At 45.9% G+C, this 16103-nt stretch carries 19 protein-coding genes; 6 read left to right on the top strand and 13 right to left on the bottom strand.

Annotation, left to right across the window (positions count from 1 at the left end):
- Nucleotides 1-1369 precede the first annotated feature (1369 nt).
- Complete coding sequence (locus ACO0LF_RS30565; RefSeq protein ID WP_423021059.1) at nt 1370-1828, bottom strand: hypothetical protein; 459 nt, start codon at nt 1826-1828, stop codon at nt 1370-1372.
- Nucleotides 1829-1951: 123 nt separating this feature from the next.
- Nucleotides 1952-2335, bottom strand: a complete 384-nt coding sequence (locus ACO0LF_RS30560; RefSeq protein WP_423021057.1) for a hypothetical protein — start codon at nt 2333-2335, stop codon at nt 1952-1954.
- A 281-nt stretch (nt 2336-2616) separates the two neighbouring features.
- On the opposite strand from ACO0LF_RS30560, the gene ACO0LF_RS30555 reads away from it, so the two are divergent.
- From ACO0LF_RS30555 to ACO0LF_RS30545, 3 genes are all read left to right on the top strand, one after another.
- Nucleotides 2617-3528, top strand: a complete 912-nt coding sequence (locus ACO0LF_RS30555; RefSeq protein ID WP_423021055.1) for a hypothetical protein — start codon at nt 2617-2619, stop codon at nt 3526-3528.
- A 34-nt stretch (nt 3529-3562) separates the two neighbouring features.
- Nucleotides 3563-3775 carry a hypothetical protein gene (locus ACO0LF_RS30550; RefSeq protein ID WP_423021053.1) on the top strand — a complete coding sequence of 71 codons (213 nt, stop codon included), beginning with the start codon at nt 3563-3565 and terminating at the stop codon, nt 3773-3775.
- Nucleotides 3776-3884: 109 nt separating this feature from the next.
- On the top strand, nt 3885-5408 hold the full coding sequence (locus ACO0LF_RS30545) for a M6 family metalloprotease domain-containing protein (RefSeq protein WP_423021051.1): 1524 nt from the start codon (nt 3885-3887) through the stop codon (nt 5406-5408).
- A gap of 217 nt (nt 5409-5625) precedes the next feature.
- Here the strand turns inward: ACO0LF_RS30545 and ACO0LF_RS30540 are convergent, their stop codons facing one another.
- On the bottom strand, nt 5626-6087 hold the full coding sequence (locus ACO0LF_RS30540; RefSeq protein ID WP_423021049.1) for a pilin: 462 nt from the start codon (nt 6085-6087) through the stop codon (nt 5626-5628).
- A 436-nt stretch (nt 6088-6523) separates the two neighbouring features.
- On the opposite strand from ACO0LF_RS30540, the gene ACO0LF_RS30535 reads away from it, so the two are divergent.
- On the top strand, nt 6524-6673 hold the full coding sequence (locus tag ACO0LF_RS30535) for a hypothetical protein (RefSeq protein WP_423021047.1): 150 nt from the start codon (nt 6524-6526) through the stop codon (nt 6671-6673).
- A 100-nt stretch (nt 6674-6773) separates the two neighbouring features.
- On the opposite strand, the gene ACO0LF_RS30530 is transcribed toward ACO0LF_RS30535, so the two are convergent.
- Both ACO0LF_RS30530 and ACO0LF_RS30525 read right to left on the bottom strand, forming a co-directional pair.
- Nucleotides 6774-7235, bottom strand: a complete 462-nt coding sequence (locus tag ACO0LF_RS30530; protein ID WP_423021045.1) for a pilin — start codon at nt 7233-7235, stop codon at nt 6774-6776.
- Nucleotides 7236-7728: 493 nt separating this feature from the next.
- Complete coding sequence (locus ACO0LF_RS30525; protein ID WP_423021043.1) at nt 7729-8190, bottom strand: pilin; 462 nt, start codon at nt 8188-8190, stop codon at nt 7729-7731.
- 593 nt (nt 8191-8783) lie between these two features.
- Here ACO0LF_RS30525 and ACO0LF_RS30520 point away from each other — a divergent pair.
- Complete coding sequence (locus tag ACO0LF_RS30520) at nt 8784-9686, top strand: hypothetical protein (RefSeq protein ID WP_423021041.1); 903 nt, start codon at nt 8784-8786, stop codon at nt 9684-9686.
- Nucleotides 9687-10160: 474 nt separating this feature from the next.
- Here ACO0LF_RS30520 and ACO0LF_RS30515 read toward each other — a convergent pair whose 3' ends face one another.
- Together ACO0LF_RS30515 and ACO0LF_RS30510 are read right to left on the bottom strand one after the other, a co-directional pair.
- Nucleotides 10161-10391, bottom strand: a complete 231-nt coding sequence (locus ACO0LF_RS30515; protein ID WP_423021039.1) for a hypothetical protein — start codon at nt 10389-10391, stop codon at nt 10161-10163.
- The gene (locus tag ACO0LF_RS30510; RefSeq protein WP_423021037.1) at nt 10391-10651 is read right to left on the bottom strand and encodes a hypothetical protein; all 261 of its coding nucleotides are present in this window, start codon (nt 10649-10651) and stop codon (nt 10391-10393) included. Before ACO0LF_RS30510 ends, ACO0LF_RS30515 begins: the two co-directional genes overlap by 1 nt.
- Before the next feature lie 832 nt (nt 10652-11483).
- On the opposite strand from ACO0LF_RS30510, the gene ACO0LF_RS30505 reads away from it, so the two are divergent.
- A complete protein-coding gene (locus tag ACO0LF_RS30505; protein ID WP_423021035.1) occupies nt 11484-11972 on the top strand; it encodes a hypothetical protein in 489 nt (162 codons plus the stop codon).
- A 303-nt stretch (nt 11973-12275) separates the two neighbouring features.
- Here ACO0LF_RS30505 and ACO0LF_RS30500 read toward each other — a convergent pair whose 3' ends face one another.
- The 6 genes from ACO0LF_RS30500 to ACO0LF_RS30475 all read right to left on the bottom strand — a co-directional run bounded on the left by ACO0LF_RS30500 (nt 12276) and on the right by ACO0LF_RS30475 (nt 15926).
- Nucleotides 12276-12587, bottom strand: a complete 312-nt coding sequence (locus tag ACO0LF_RS30500) for a toxin-antitoxin system YwqK family antitoxin (protein WP_423021034.1) — start codon at nt 12585-12587, stop codon at nt 12276-12278.
- Between the two features lie 75 nt (nt 12588-12662).
- Nucleotides 12663-13505 (bottom strand): hypothetical protein, encoded by an 843-nt coding sequence (locus tag ACO0LF_RS30495; protein ID WP_423021032.1) that lies wholly within the window; start codon nt 13503-13505, stop codon nt 12663-12665.
- Between the two features lie 226 nt (nt 13506-13731).
- On the bottom strand, nt 13732-14139 hold the full coding sequence (locus ACO0LF_RS30490; protein ID WP_423021030.1) for a hypothetical protein: 408 nt from the start codon (nt 14137-14139) through the stop codon (nt 13732-13734).
- Between the two features lie 302 nt (nt 14140-14441).
- Nucleotides 14442-14972: an REP-associated tyrosine transposase gene (locus ACO0LF_RS30485; protein WP_423021028.1), complete on the bottom strand. Its 531-nt coding sequence runs from the start codon at nt 14970-14972 to the stop codon at nt 14442-14444.
- 385 nt (nt 14973-15357) lie between these two features.
- Nucleotides 15358-15606 carry a hypothetical protein gene (locus tag ACO0LF_RS30480; protein ID WP_423021026.1) on the bottom strand — a complete coding sequence of 83 codons (249 nt, stop codon included), beginning with the start codon at nt 15604-15606 and terminating at the stop codon, nt 15358-15360.
- A gap of 125 nt (nt 15607-15731) precedes the next feature.
- A complete protein-coding gene (locus ACO0LF_RS30475) occupies nt 15732-15926 on the bottom strand; it encodes a hypothetical protein (protein WP_423021024.1) in 195 nt (64 codons plus the stop codon).
- Nucleotides 15927-16103: the final 177 nt, after the last annotated feature.

Here is a 16103-nt window from a genome sequence, read left to right as displayed (position 1 = left end):
CTATCATGATCATCGCACGTAAAATATTGCGAGTTGCTTTTAGCCTGTTCAAGAACAGCGTTGATTTTAATTCTGATCTCATCTCGATAAAAACTTGACGGGAACCATAGAATCTAATCGTACCTACTGGTCCTGGTACATCATCAGCCAGGCTCTCCGCATAAAACGCATATAAGAATATTCCGTGAATGCGTGTGGGGCAGGGTATTATTCACAAGTGCTGTTGCAAGGTATAAGTAAAAAAAGCGACACGCTCAATCATACATAAGGCATAGCTATGCAAGTTTGTCCAAAATGCGGTTCCGATAACATCAAGTCTTTCAGCATTGTGCACGATATGTATTCTTCGGATGACTTATCAAGTCTGGCCTACAAGTGTGCTCCGCCTGAAGCACCGGAATTGGGATTGCTGATTTGGGTATTTGCGGTGCTCTCGCTTATCGTAGCGCACAAGGTCGCTACACTGAGCATGTTTTCAGGTTACGTGGTTCCGGCAGTCATCACATTCACGTTATGCATGGTGGGTCTGGTACTACTGTGGTACAAGACACTTCGTGCTTCCGCCAATATTGGTTATCAGGAAAAGTTAAAAAATTGGAAGAAATCGTGGTTGTGCATGCAATGCAATAACGAGTTTGAGCGTAACCTTGATCAATAGGATAATGTGTTTTAACGCTGCATTTCCCCGGGAAAATATATCCATAAATTAAAACGCCGGGTTGCGTAGTCTGTAGGGTGCGTTATAACGCACCATGTAGGGAGCAAATACACGGCGTGATTTGCAAGACGGTGCGTTGCAACGAAACCTACCGGCTGGCGATATTTTTTTGCACAGATCACTGGCAGAAGAAAAGCATAAGACCTGAAAACTCACCACAGAGACACAGAGTCACAGAGAAAAGCATGAGCCCGTGTAACCTGTGTAGGTACGATTAGCGTAGCGTAATCGTACGCATGATAACCGCCACTTTCTATTCTGCTTGAAAAGCACGGCAGTTTTGTAGGGTGCGTTGTAACGCACCATGTAGGGAGTAAATACACGGCGTGATGCGCAAGGCGGTGCGTTGCAACGCACCCTACTGGGTGGCGATATTTTTTTGCACAGCCCGTGCAGGTACGATTAATGCAGCGTCATCGTACGCATGGTAACCATCATTCTCTATGACGCTTGAAAAGCATGGAGGCTTCACAGTCGTTAATCAAATATAAACCGACTGCAGTTGGAGTAGCTCAGTGTGCATCACGAGATGTTCTTGAGGCCTGGGCTTATGCTAGGCCTTGCATGCGTGCAATTACGCTTGGCTAATCGTATCTACGGGCCTACGGATCTGGCAAAAAACCTGTGATCAGGCATGCAGATGGTGTCGACCTATTTTTGCGCGGAATCGCCTGCCAGCTTGAAATAACGACGTATCGAGGGCAGGTGAAACAGGCTGGCATAAATGATAAAGGCATGGATTTGTACGCTGACTGCGATGTCTGTATTCATGAGTGATTCTGGTACGAAGCAGGGGCCAGGGTAAAGTATCATGACTAGCGTTGGCGCTGCTGGCATGAGCACCAGCAACCAGCGCGTCGCCGGTATGCGGGCAGCCATGCCCCAGAAGCCTGCCGTGCCCACTATTCCAAAAACCAACATGGCAAGCCCAGTCCCGCAGTACCAAAACTCTCGATAGCTGAGTTGATAACCGCCAATTGTCCAGTTAAACAAGGGCAGCACTACGAGCAAGATCGTCAGAGGGCACAGGACCAGTCCAGCCACACACCAGATGCGGATGATGATAGGAAGCTCCAGCGTGTTCAGGAAGAGGCGGTATAGCTTAAGCATAGAGGGAGGGGTAATCACGAGCGCAGTTATTTTCGACGCGCTAATATAGCGGCCCCATGCCGCGGTGGCAATTTATATTGTGTCTTAAGCCGGGATGCATGACATACGTGTGATGGCCGCGGGTCATGCCAGTTCGTCGTCGCCAGGCGAGGTATCAGGAGCATTTCTGACGACTTCAACCAGCATACTCCAGGGACAAGTTGCCGCGAACTCCTGCAAATCCTGCGCAGTTTGCTGGTCAGCTATTTGATCATGGGCGATCATCAATCCCATCAGCCGCTGGTTCCATAGCCGGTAGTTGATACCCAATGATTCAATCGTCTCAGAAAAATCTTGTGCATTGTCGATCTCTGGCAAAGAGCAATTGGTCATTTCAGATGCCACAAAATTTTTTAAAAGCGCCAGATTCTTCGAAGAGTAAGATTTTTCCCGTTCAGCTTTGGGTAATTCAAACAACTGCTTGAACCTGTTCCAGGTAGATTGATCATGCATTTTGGTCGATGCCATATGTGATGTTGAATAGCGTTATTCAAGATGTAGCAAGCCTGGGGGGCAAACGTAGCGCAATTGTAGCGCAATCGCGCCCAGGCCTTCCTTGTAATGCAATGGCTAACTGATCAGCGAGCGCAGCTAAAAACGGGATGACACACAGGGGCTTTCAGATGCGTACGATAATCTCATTATATTGTATTTTTGCTATGTTGTTTCTGTAAAAATGCTTTATTATTATTTTAATTAAAAGATTAATTGACAATTAAATGTAAGCACAGCCGTGATGGAGTCATTCAATGCGTATTTTCTGGAAATACCCTCATTCATCTTCAAAGTCATTCTCTCTTGCTGTTGCTTATCTTTCTCTGGCCGCTGTTATTGGGCTTTTACCTGGCTGTGCGATCGTCAAGGGTTTTCCAGAAGATCCTGCCACATCGACGGCGGTCTACCCACAGGCAGGGTATCAATTAGGGGATGATGCGATAAGGCAGTACAACACAGAGACAGATGCCAGCGTCAAAAAGACGCTACGCAATGAAATCATTGACGCCCGCATGGCCGAGATAGACAGGAAATTCAATGATTTTGAACGCATGCTCTACAAGCAAGGCGTAGGTGTAGGCGTGGGTACAGACTGGGCAGTGCTGGCGTTGTCGGCGGCATCCACTGTGTCTCGCGTTCCCAATACCAAGACCGCCATTTCTGCTGTTTCAACGGCGATCGTGGGTGGTGCTGCCTCTTTTGATAAAGGCGCGATGTTTGACAAGACCATGCCTGCACTGATGGCGCAAATGCAGGCGGACAGAGATACGGTACGCGCGCAGATCAGGGGCAAAGAACAACTCCCTGTCGCCCAGTATTCGTGGTTTGCTGCTGAAAGTGATTTGATCTCCTTCGCCCAGGCAGGCACTATTCCCGCTGCCATCAATTCGGTTTCTAAAGATGCCGGTGCGAAAGCCACAACAGCCAAGGCCGTCATGCAGGAATTGACGAAAGGCACCTATGCCAATACCGCGACGACCAAGGCACTGTTCAAATTCTGGATGCCTGATGGTGCCACGATCAACAAGGCCAACGAAGCCATATTGCAAGACTGGATGTCAAAACACAATTTTGCAACCGGGCCGGGCACGATCACTGTGTTCATCAACACAGAAGAACAAGAAGCAGCCCGGGCGCAGGCCGTTACAGATCTGAAACTCAAATAGAGCTGGTGTTTACACTTAGGTAAAGGAGATTCAAATGGTGACTCGTCAGATAACTGGTGTTTCCAAAGATGCGGTTGCGGCAATCATCGCGCAATTTAAAGCAGAGGGGTGCGAGGCCGCAGCCATCCCGGATGGAGAAAAATATACGGTCAACGCCAACTGCCCGGATGCGCCGGCAGCGGACGCTGCTCCCATTGCCCCCATCGCTACAGCCATCAAACCGACAGCCAGGACCAAGGCAAAGTAAGCGCGCCTGCGGCCAGGCTGCATGGCAATCATGACGATGAATAATGACGGTGGCTACTTATTTCATTCTGTTTGCTGTTGTCTGAGGTAAAGACCGAAAAGGGAAAATCATGCCAGCACAGTTTAGTGGCAAGCAGTTTACTTTTACTCAGCCCGACGGCACGAAGCTATGGGTTCGTGGCTGGGGCAATCAGCATCACGCGGTTTTTGAAACACTCAACGGCTACACCGTCGTCGAAAACCCGGCGACAGGATTTTATGAGTACGCGGATATCAATCATGAGGCAGACAAATTGCTGGCAAGCGGAGCACGACCACGGCAGGTTGACCCGCGGACGTTGAACTTGCGATCAGGTTTGCGGACCAAAGCAGCCGCAGCAAAGGCACAAGCATTGCAACAAAGCGCATTTCCGCATGGTGGCTCGCGTTGGGAAATTCGTAGAAAAAATGCCAAAGACATTGTGGCTCAGCTCGCACGCAATGACGGCAGGGAAGGCATTATGGCTGCTCCACCCTCTCGCGCCACGGTGGGAAACTTTGTGGGCTTGTGCATCCTCATTCAGTTTTCTGACATTCCGGGAACGATTCCCCAGACAGAAGTGGAGAACTTCTGCAACCAGGCTGGATACCGCGGGTTTGGTAATAATGGCTCAGTCCATGATTATTTTCATGACGTCTCGGGAGGCCGCCTTAACTACACCAATATCGTCACACCTTATTACACCGCCAAACATCCAAGGAAGTATTACACAGACGAATCCATCGCGCTGCCCAAACGCACGCTTGAACTCATTAAAGAAGCGCTGGACTACTTTAAAAATAAGGGATTCGACTTCAGCAAATTGACGATAGATCAGCAAGGCTATATCTATGCTACAAACGTATTCTATGCAGGAACCAGAGTCAATAATTGGAAAAAAGGGCTTTGGCCGCATTCATCCCATTTGACGAATCCCTACCAATTGACGCCAAACAAGCAGGTATTCGATTATCAGATTACCGACATGACAGATGAACTCAGCCTTGGCACTTTTTGCCATGAGAATGGCCATATGATTTGTGATTTTCCGGATCTCTATGACTACGGAAATCAATCCGCTGGAATCGGAAAATTTTGCCTCATGTGTGCGGGGCCGAATGCAGATGAAAAAAATCCTCCCCAGATTAACGCCTACCTGAAATACAAAGCAGGGTGGGCACAAACATTGACTGCATTGACAGCAGGCTTGAATGCCAGTGCTTACGCTGAGAAAAATCAATTTTTTATCCACAAAAAGAATGCAACCGAGTACTTTATTATCGAAAATCGCCAGAGATCAGGCAGAGATGCCGCACTGCCCGCTGCAGGGCTTGCCGTCTGGCATATTGACGAGCTGGGGGATAATCAAAACGAACAAATGACTTCTGAAAAACACTATGAATGTGCTTTGATCCAGGCAGATGGTCGCAATGATCTGGAGCACGATGCCAACAATGACGGAGACGCCACTGATTTGTTCAGTAGCGATGTCAACAAGCGATTCGGTGTCGATACCAATCCCAAAAGCCTTTGGTGGGATGGCAGTGCATCAAGGCTTGATTTGAGTAACATCAGTGCATCAGGCCTGGAGATGCGGTTTACTGCAGCCATCTAATTTATATACCCGAATTTACATCGCCGAATTTGCATGTCCGGACAATCATCAGGTAAAAAAATAGACATGCTTATGCATGTCTATCATGATCTTCCTATGTCGAAATGAAGGCACAGAGGGAGAGTGCGAACCATAAGGCTGGCGCAAGGCAATCCATAGCCAATATTAAATGCCTTCCTGTTTGGAAGGCATTGTCAGGTCTTTCTATACAGGTGTATCAGCAACCGCCGCTACCTGTTTTCAGGCCACGATTACCATTGCAGATCGTGCCAGTCGCATCCCATTTCATATTTGCCTGGTTGGTTATCGTGGACGCTGTCAACGTTCCTACCAGTTGGGTAGTGTCGCTGGGGCTGACTGTTGCTGCAGAGGTGAAAACAACTTGGCCAGCTGAAAGCACTGGTGCAGCGGTAATGAATTTAGTCACAGCAATACTGGGAATGCTGTTGGTACCTGGTGTGATGCAATTAGTCCAGACACTTGCTTCTCCCTGAAAGCAGACAGCCATGGATGTGAGCGTACTTTCTAGCTCAGCCCTGGCACCGGCTGCGCGGGTGCGGGATGTATAGTCGGAGTATTGAGGAATGGCAATCGCTGCCAGAATGCCGATAATTGCGACCACAATCATCAGTTCTATCAGGGTAAAGCCACGTTGAAATTGTTTGAGTAGAGGTGCCATCTTTAAACTCGCGGAGAAGTTGAAAAAAGTAAAGTTGCTGAACGATTCCTTAAATAGCAAACTTTGTGCCAGTTTATCGACTACTTTGAAAATGAAATTTTTTGCAATGAAAATAGAGGTGTAGGCCTATTTTTTGAGAAAAACGTAACAAAATATGTCAGTGATATACAAAAATTATTACCTATGCTGTCATGTAGTCTATTTACTGAATCCCTAAACTGACAAAAATGTCATTTTTATTGGCATTGTTGTAATTTTTCTCAATGGCAAATATCGTACTTGATGAGGGGCGCGGCTGTTAATCAGCCCATTAAAGCGGGTGTTTTTTAATGAAAACGATGATTATTCTGCCTTGAGGCGTTGGCAGTACATCAGGCGCGGATTGAAAGGCCGAGGCCAATGTCAAGGATGCGATGAAAATCTGGCGATAACTTGTATGACACGTCAACTGGCTTGTAAGAATCTGGCTGCCTCAGGCCTGTATGCTTGGCGCATAGAAGCGAGAGTGATCAGGCAAGTGCGCGAATATACCAAAGCGATAGCTTCGCTGGAACAATTTTGCGTAGATCCCATTGATTTGAATTGATATTGAATTTACCTTCCCGACAAAAAAGCCCCTCGTAATAGAAGGGCTTTTTTAGTGTTTGGCAAGCCTGCTTGGCAAGCCTACCTGGCAAGTCTACTATTCAGCAACCACCAGCACCGGTTTTCAAGCCGCGATTACCGTTGCAGATAGAGCCGGCAGCGGACCAAATCATATTGGCCTGGTTAACAACAGTAGAAGGGGTCAAGGTGCCTACCAATTGTGTTGTATCGCTAGTACTTACTGTTGCAGTCGATGTAAATATCACCCTTGCAGCAGAAATAGCCGGAACAGCGGCCACGAACTTGGTCACTGCAACGATAGGAATACCGTTACTTCCTGTGGTGACGCAATTGGTCCAGACACCCGCGTCACTTTGAACACATAAAGTCATTGCCGTTATCGTGCTTTCCATTTCAGCACGAGCACCAGTTGCACGGGTACGTGACGTGTAGTCGGAATATTGAGGAATAGCAATTGCAGCCAGAATGCCGATAATTGCCACCACGATCATCAGTTCGATGAGGGTAAAACCGCGTTGTGCTTGTTTTTGAATAGATGTCATCTTTGAGCTTGTCAAAAAGTTAATAAAATTAAAACTTCTGTTATATCCACATAAGCGAGATCTATGCCAAGCTCTTGAGAAAGACTGAAAAAGAGAGTTTTTATGATGAAAATACAAGTATTTCTATCTATTTCTTGAGTTGAATAACAAAATATGTCAGTGATGTCTTAAAGCTATCCCTAATACTGTCACTTAAATATAAAGCGCTACATGAAACTGACAATAAACGGTCTTTCTGTTGTGATTAGATATATTGATTGTGCAATCATAGTTTGCCATTCTGCAATGTGTGGCTCACTTTAAGGGACCTAAAGTGAAAAATGCCACTGCTGGTAAGCTGGCATGCACTGAACAGCTCCACTGATGGGTAAAAAATTCTCAGAGATGACATTGATACAGTATAGAGGCTGCCACCAGTGCCTGTTTATCCCCATTCCAAAAAAATGCCCTTCATGAAGAAGGGCATTTCCTGGTGTTGAGCAGTAAGAACAGATTAGCAACCACCCGCACCGGTTTTCAAGCCGCGATTGCCGTTGCAGATAGAACCGGCCGCACTCCAGATCATATTGGCCTGGTTGACAACAGTCGAGGGAGTCAAGGTACCTACCAATTGCGTGGTATCACTGGTGCTTACCGTTGCAGTCGACGTAAATATCACCTGACCAGCAGAAAGTGCAGGAACAGTTGCCATGAACTTGGTGATTGCCACTACAGGTACACCGTTAGAGCCTGATGTTATGCAATTTGTCCAGACACCAGCGTCACCTTGTACGCATAAGGACATGCCTCTCAATGTACTTTCTATCTCAGCCCTGGCACCTGTGGCACGAGTGCGGGATGTATAGTCAGAGTATTGAGGGATAGCAATCGCTGCCAAAATACCAATAATCGCTACAACGATCATCAATTCGATCAGTGTAAAGCCGCGTTGTACTTGCTTTGGAGTAAATGTCATCTAAATTCACCGTAAAGTTGGAAGGAATAAAATCTCTGTAAAGGCCTTAAAAAGGCAAAATGATAGTTGCCTGAAAAAATCTGCAGGGCATATTTTCGGTAGCAATCATACATGTATTTTTGATAAATGTAACAAAATATTACTAACACTTTTAGGTGCCCATACTAATACTGTCATTTGGCATGCAAACCATGTGCGAAACTGGCAAATAGTGTTTTTTCAGTCGTCAGTATGCATGTGTGCTTGTGCAGCAATCGCTGTGGATCATCGATGAGAAGAGCGGCTTTAGCAGCGAATATATTACTGACACCCCCTGTAGGTACAGAAACTGGACATACAAAAGTAAATGCTCACTCTGTACGGCAATGCCAAAATCAAGTGCAAGCACTGGAAAAAAGGGATATGGGAATAAGCGAGCTCATGGTAAACAATAATTTGAAACGCCTCTTACATGAAAAAAACTATTGTCATCATCTCGCTATCAATCATCTGCACCGTACTTTTTGCGAAGTACCAATTTGGCTCTGTCTCCTGGGGGCCTTATAGGCATCCAGAATTAGTCCGTGAGAATGGCGTGATCGTGTTTTGGCGGTATGCACGAGATTATGGGGGGGCACTTTAATGGATTTGATCTTGATCCAGCACAGACAGAAGTCTTGGGCTATGACGCGAGCATACAGTTTTCAACAGCGCCAAAAGACCGGGGTGCGATACCAAAAGCGGTGTCTATGCCTTTTGCACGGACTCAGAATTTTGACGCCGACTTGAAGCCATGGATTTCTAAAGACACTATTTATCCTGCTGGATGTAATAGCGTTGATGATGGTTCCAGGGCTGCCGACGATTGCGTTACAGCACATCCAGGAATGCGCCCTCTGAGGCAGGTGGGATATAGGGGTGAAGAAGTCTGGCTTAAAGGGCGGCAGATAATGACGCCTGTAGCGAATCAGGCTGATTGTGCAGTGTCTTTGCCTGACAAGCTGGAACTGGATCTTGGCAATGATGATAGTGTCGCTTATTTCCCGACCAGTCGAACCTTGTATTTGCTTAACCTCCGTGAGGAGCCTGGTGTTTTGTATGTATCAAAAGGGTGTCAGAGTTTTGAGAGAGTCGATTACTCGGCGCATATAAAGCGTGCAAAGAATAGTTGCCCAGTTAGCCTGCATGTCTACGATATCGTACCAGGAAAAAACGCACTCCTGCCTGCTTTATTAATCGAGAGCTGTCGCAATATCAAGGGAGTTTTTGACCTTGATGCAGGTTTATTCAAGCTTACTCCCCACCAGGACGCATTATTTTTTTGGGGTAATGATGGCAATAGGGTCGCACTAACTATGGAACAAAAACAGGATTGGGATGAAAAGGCGCGAAGCAAGTTCACTTTTGTTGCCAAGGTGTTTGATGTTGATACTGGCGAGGTAGAATGGTTGACATCGAGCTATCGACCGAAGATGCAAATGTCATTCGGCTTTTGGGGCTGGTTATTCAACTGGTAGAGAGGCTGTATGTACAACAGGAAAGAGCTTACTCCTGAAGCGTTTTATAAAACACCAAACAGTTTTTATTTTGAGGCACGCATGCGTACGATTGCGCTGTGCTAATCGTACCTACCCTAACAGCGGGAAATGCCGTATATTGAAAGCGGTGTAAACGGCCTCCTTAGATGCCCCCAGGTAGGGTGCGTTGCAACGCACCGTCATTGAATGACGATCATGTCATCCGACGTGCATTCTATAACATCCCGTAGGTACGATTAGCGCAGCGTAATCGTACGCATGATCGCCGTCACTTTTCTATCCTGCTTGAAATCCCGGATGGTTCACGGCAGTTAACCAAGTATACGTCACACGTCTGCTGAGATGGTAAGGCTCAACATGAGATACTCTTGAGGCCTGTGCTTATTCAGGCTCTGCATGCGTACGATTACGCTGCGCTAATCGTACCTACGCGGGCTAATCGTACCTACCGACCTACACCTGGAGCGGCATTTTCCATGACCCAGCCCAGAGGTCAAAATGCACCAGTTTATCCAACGCGACGCGGATGCTTTTCTCTCCTACCGCATCAATAAGCTTGGTCGGAATAGATACGCCCCAGTTCGCTTCATCAATGGGAAAAATTTCGCAATCTGTGGCTATAGTACCGAGCACAGATGCTATCTCGCTGGCAGAGCCAGTTTTTACGATGACCTGGATACCCATCAGCGCTTGAACTCCACGGTGCAGATTGCAGCAAGACTTTCAGTAATTGCATCAAGTGTCTTCGCAGAGACGGACTGACCACGGACATCATAAATAATACGGCATGCGTTCATATGCGCAGGTAAATGCTGATGGGCAAAAGCGATGCGGGCCTTGTTGTATTGCAGGCTCAAGCGGATCGCTTCTGGATTCTCAAGGCTATGACTGGCAACGAGCACATATTCGTTTTTTTCGTGAATAGTAAATTCTGGCGTAAACATAGAAGTTGTTCAGTTAAGAAAATGAGATGCGTTGGGGATGGCTGTGCTAAACATAACTACGTGGGGTGCATCAGAGGTTGATTCTCAATTTTATGGCAGAAAATCCAAAACGCGAATTCCCCAGCCGTATCTGAGTAAAATATCAAATAAAACATATATGGGCAAGATATAGAAACCATAAAAATATCGGCGATATTGAACAAATGTCCGGCCGAGATAAATAAATCCTGCCAAACTTAAACTTGCGAGAATTGAACCCAACGCAAATAGAACATAATATGTCGCTGCACTAACAAATGTCGACAGTATGGAGACTGCACTTAACATTAAACTGAAGACAAAAATTGTTATTTTCATTGAGTATTCTTCTACCTGCGTGTAGGTACGATTAGCGCAGCGTAATCGTACGCATGATAACCGTCACTCTCTATTCTGCTTGAAAAGCACAACTGCTTCATGGTAGTCATTCAAGCATAAACCACGCGCCTGCTATGATAGTGCGCGGACTTCGCGAGATATCCTGATATCTATGCATCTTCAGACTTTGCATGCGTACGATTACGCTTGCGCTAATCGCACCTACGGGGCCTGCCCAGCTTATAACCGGCAGCAGGGTGCAGATCAATAACAACAGTGCCCGTGTCATCCGGCTTTCCCCTTTCTATGTTTTGATCGCTTATTTTTAATCGACTATTTTTAATCGATTATTTTTGATGGCTTTTTTTGACGGTGCAGATCAGGCGTAGCAAAAATCGTCCAGATCGTGCCAAGCTAAAGCCCTGTTATCATGTGCTGATTCTATCCCTCAGTTGAATAAAATGGAGTGCATCGCATGAAAATTCCTTATCTCCTGTCACGCCATCTTTTATCTACATGCCTGCTGGCGACGGTCGCCTTGTTTGCGACTGCTGCTGCGGCTAAAGCTAAGGTCAAGGCCCCTGAACAGGCACTGGATCTGTCTCTGATCAATCTGATTGCGACGCCAGAGCGCTATCACGGCAAGCTGGTGAACGTCACTGGCTATATTTTCGTCGACCCGGAAAAGATGGTCGTCTGCCCTTACCCGGTCGAAGTTTCCAGCAAGGACTGCATCTGGATCAATATCGATTCTGGCCCCACTGTAAGTGATGCTGATCAGGAGAGAATCTTCAAGAAGCTGGCAGTGCTTGAAAAATTCAATAAAAAAACCGCGACCATCATCGCCAGATTTAATAAGAACCATCAAGGCCAATTCGGCGGCTGGTCTGGTGAGCTGACAAAGATAGTTGATATTTATGACTACAGAGATCAGTCAGCGCGGGAACTCAGTGTATGGAAATAAGCGTGCGAAAATATCTCTTGCAAGGAAAAAAATCACAGCCCACGTTCACCGACACTAGATGCAGCAAGTAATATGTAGGTACGATTAGCGCAGCGTAATCGTACGCATGATAACCGTCACTCTCTATTCTGCTTGAAAAGCATAACTGCTTCATGGTAGTCATTCAAGCATAAACCACGCGCCTGTTATGATGATACATGGTCTTCACTAGCTATTCTTGAGGTCTGCGCTTATTTCAGGCATCGCATGCGTACGATTACGCTGCGCTAATCGTACCTACGGACTACGTACTCGCATCAATCGTCATGACGTGCGCAGGCCATCATCGTTCCAGTATTCCCATTCACCGGCTTCAGCACCGTTTTGATAGTGGCCTTGCGCGGCAATTTGGCCATTTTCATGATAGTCACGCCAGAGGCCTTGTTCTGCGCCGTCAGTATATGAACCTTCTGAAGCCACATTGCCATTTGCATGGTACGCATGGAACAAACCATGTCTTATCCAGCGCGTCCCATCAGCAGACATATATCTTGAGTACCGGTAACGAAGCGTGCCATTTTCGTAGGGGATTTCAGCGATATGTAGTTCTGGTGTCGTCGAATTTTGTGAGTTCATTCAAAAGTCCCTTGTCGGCAAGTTGGCTGAAGCCCCTCCGGCAATGCATTTCGAAAACAGAGGGCAGCTATGTTTTTACGGTGCATCCTTGGCTGGAATGGATGCCGTTAATTTTTCAATCGGAAGAATCAAATCAAAGCCCTCTTTGGTAGTTGCAGTGGTGGCTCGGATACGCCATGGTCCGCAAGGAGTGTCCGGTCCACTGCATCCCCAAATTTCACCACCTTGCAAAAAAGAAAAATAAATTGAATACACAGAGACACGCTGTTGCAGCAAATAGGCCATTGAGCTGACAGCAGGATTCCAATCCTGTTGTTTAAACTTACCAGTATGCCCACTTCCCGCAAATAGGATATGCGTATGCGCAGGATATTGTTTTAGCCTGTCGTAAATATTGGTCGCCATGATGGAGTCACGTCTGGCCTGCGACCTGGTTTCATTCTTGGTCAAAGGCTGAAGCTCATTTGACTTTCCTGAGTCAAAGGCAGAAATAAGCACATCCTTACCTTCATTGCGCAATTTTCTGACAGAATCAATGAGCTTGAACATTGCCTCACTGCGGCGACCATCCTGTTTTTCGTGCCAGAAATAGGCTGAAAGCAAGGCCTTTTTATCCTCAGGTGTTCCCTTGGATAGCGTGTATTGAGTAATACCTGCTTGCAAGTCCATCGGCAATTCCAGACCAAGCACGACGGGTTTTCCTGATACAGCAAGCTGACAAACAAGCCCTTCAACAAAGGCTGGAATTTCATTTGAGCCATGGAAGTCGCCGATAGCGATGACATCGGCATTGATTTTTGACACAGAAATCTGCGTATGTGGCGTACACGGTAAGTCACTTGCAAAAATGGGTTTGCATATAGCAGCAAATAAGAAACTACTTGCAAGGAAGCGCAATGTTGAATGGCGTATATTCATATTTTCATTATTTAAGAAGTGTGTAGCTACGATTAGCGACGCGTAATCTTACGCATGGTAGCAGTCATGCTTGATTCTGCTAAAAAGCATAGCCGCTACACAGTAGTGTATCAAGTATAAACCACGTGCCTGTGATGATAATAGGTGGTCTTCATGAGATATTCTTGAGGCCTGTACTTATTCAGGCTCTGCATGCGTACGATTACGCTGCGCTAATCGTACCTACTCAGATGGCGAGGTTTGAAATGATAACCGGATCATCACCGCTGTCAGCAATTAATACGAGCGGACCACAATATGGCACGATATTATGCAATATCTGGTGTATTAAACTTTCCCAGCCTTTTTCAAACCATAATTTTTGAGGATGTTCATCTCCTGAATATTCAGAAATATTGAGTACGGTCCATTCGCTCTCCATGGCTTCTTCTTTTTTGTTGATCATTGCTTGCCAGGTATGCCCGATGCCATTGTCGGTGATGTTGACGTCGTAGTTTTTTAGCTGGGATAAGGCACTTTTTATTTCAATACCGGTAGGGAATCTTGATTTTGTATCGGGATAGTCTATACCCGTTTCGACTAACCAAGATTTCATTTGCTCATCCAGAGGCCAAACTGTCCAGAGTATTCCCATTCACTTACCTCAAATGTGAAAATTTTAATTTCTAGGCCGCGTAGGTACGATTAGCGCAGCGTAATCGTACGCATGGTAGCCCTCAATCTCTATTCTGCTTAAAAAGCGTAGCTGCTTCAAGGTAGTCATTCAAGTGTAAACCACGCGCCTGTTATGATAGTAGGTGGTCTTCATGAGATATTCTTGAGGCCTGTACTTATTCAGGCTCTGCATGCGTACGTTTACGCTGCGCTAATCGTATCTACGAAATCTAATCGTACCTGAGTGGCCTAATTTGTAGTCTAATCCAAAAATCCCGCCTATCAATCACCACCACGTATCTCTACCGCCACATCACCACACCAGTCAAGAGGATACACGCCTGTCTCCACATAGTGGTGAAAAGTAGAATAAGGCCAGTCACAAACGCGCCGGACCAGGCCATGCTTGAGTGGATTAACATGGACGTAATCGACATGCCTCTGGAAATCCAGTTCATCTCGTATCAGGTGTTCCCAATAATGACGCTGCCAGATACCACGTTCGCCAGTAGCCTGGCGCGCAGCAGAAAGATTCTCTGTTTTAGGAAGGGCGCGTGAGAAACCGCTTTTAATGAGTCGCCAGCGCAGACTAAAATTGCTGTCGCCATCGGGCAGGGTAAATAGGCAATGCATGTGCTCAGGTAAAACTACCCAGGCATCGATATGAAAGGGATATTTATGGCGAACATTTTTAATGACTTGTCGCAAGAGATCAATCTCACGCACCAGCAAGTCATTGCCCTGCCTTTGCAACAGGTTGACGGTGAAGAACCATGTCGCTCCCGGGACAAATGCGCGGCGATAGTTGGGCATGGGTTTGCTGGTCGGTTAGCTTATTTTTGGAAGTCATGCGTACGATTACGCTGGGCTAATCGTACCTACTTGGGTTCATGCACAGTGTTTAAGCATCTTGAGTATCATTAATCGCTTGTACTATCATATCTGTCTTTGGCTATTTTAGTAAATAAGCGAGACTAGGTAGGTACGATTAGCGCAGCGTCATCGTACGCATGGTAGTCGTCATGCTTGATTCTGTTTAAAAAGAAAAGCCGCTACATAGTAGTGTATCAAGTATAAACCCCGTACCTGCTGAGGTAGTACATGGTCGTCACGAACTATTCTTAAGGGCTATGCATATTCAGGCATCTCATGCGTACGATTACGCTCCGCTAATCGTACCTACGCGGGCTCATCGTATCTATGGGTTCTGTGGTTTATAAAACTGTGTCAGCCATTCTTGTGTATTCATGTCATTCTTAATTACTTTATCTAAATATGGCACTGCATTTGCCAAACTATCTCTGCCATTTAAGAGGTAGAGAAGATAATTAAGTGCATTAATAGAACTTCCTCCAGCAAGAAGACGAAGATCATTTAAATTTGACCCGCTGATTTCTTGATAACCTGAAAATCTATTTTTCTCTTCAATTATCGTGCGTCCTAACAATTTTTCAATTTTTTAATTCAACTTATTCAATCGAAAAGTTCACTTTATGCCCAATTCAATTTTAAAGCCGGATACAGAGGTACGATTACGCGATCGCTAATCGTACCTATCCAGGTTGCGAGATTTCAGTCTTCAAATTCAAGAATCGGTAATTCTAATGCTGCAAGATAACGGACACTCTCTTCTTTCATTTCTTCAATGCTATCTGCACGCAAAGTCACTGGCTCGGCTGTTGAGCCAACAACTTCTTCATTTTTATAAAAAACCTCATATATCGCCAATTGTCCATCTTTTGACATGACGCGATAATTCCAAGTCATACAATTTCCTATGTTTAACCCGCATAGACTACTTCAAACATGCAGCCCGTGTAGGTACGATTAGATTCTATGGTTCCCGTCAAGTTTTTATCGAGATGAGATCAGAATTAAAATCAACGCTGTTCTTGAACAGGCTAAAAGCAACTCGCAATATTTTACGTGCGATGATCATGATAG

This window comes from Undibacterium sp. Di27W (genome assembly GCF_049340345.1).
Lineage (GTDB): Bacteria > Pseudomonadota > Gammaproteobacteria > Burkholderiales > Burkholderiaceae_D > Undibacterium.
This window is presented reverse-complemented; position numbering and strand designations above follow the sequence as displayed.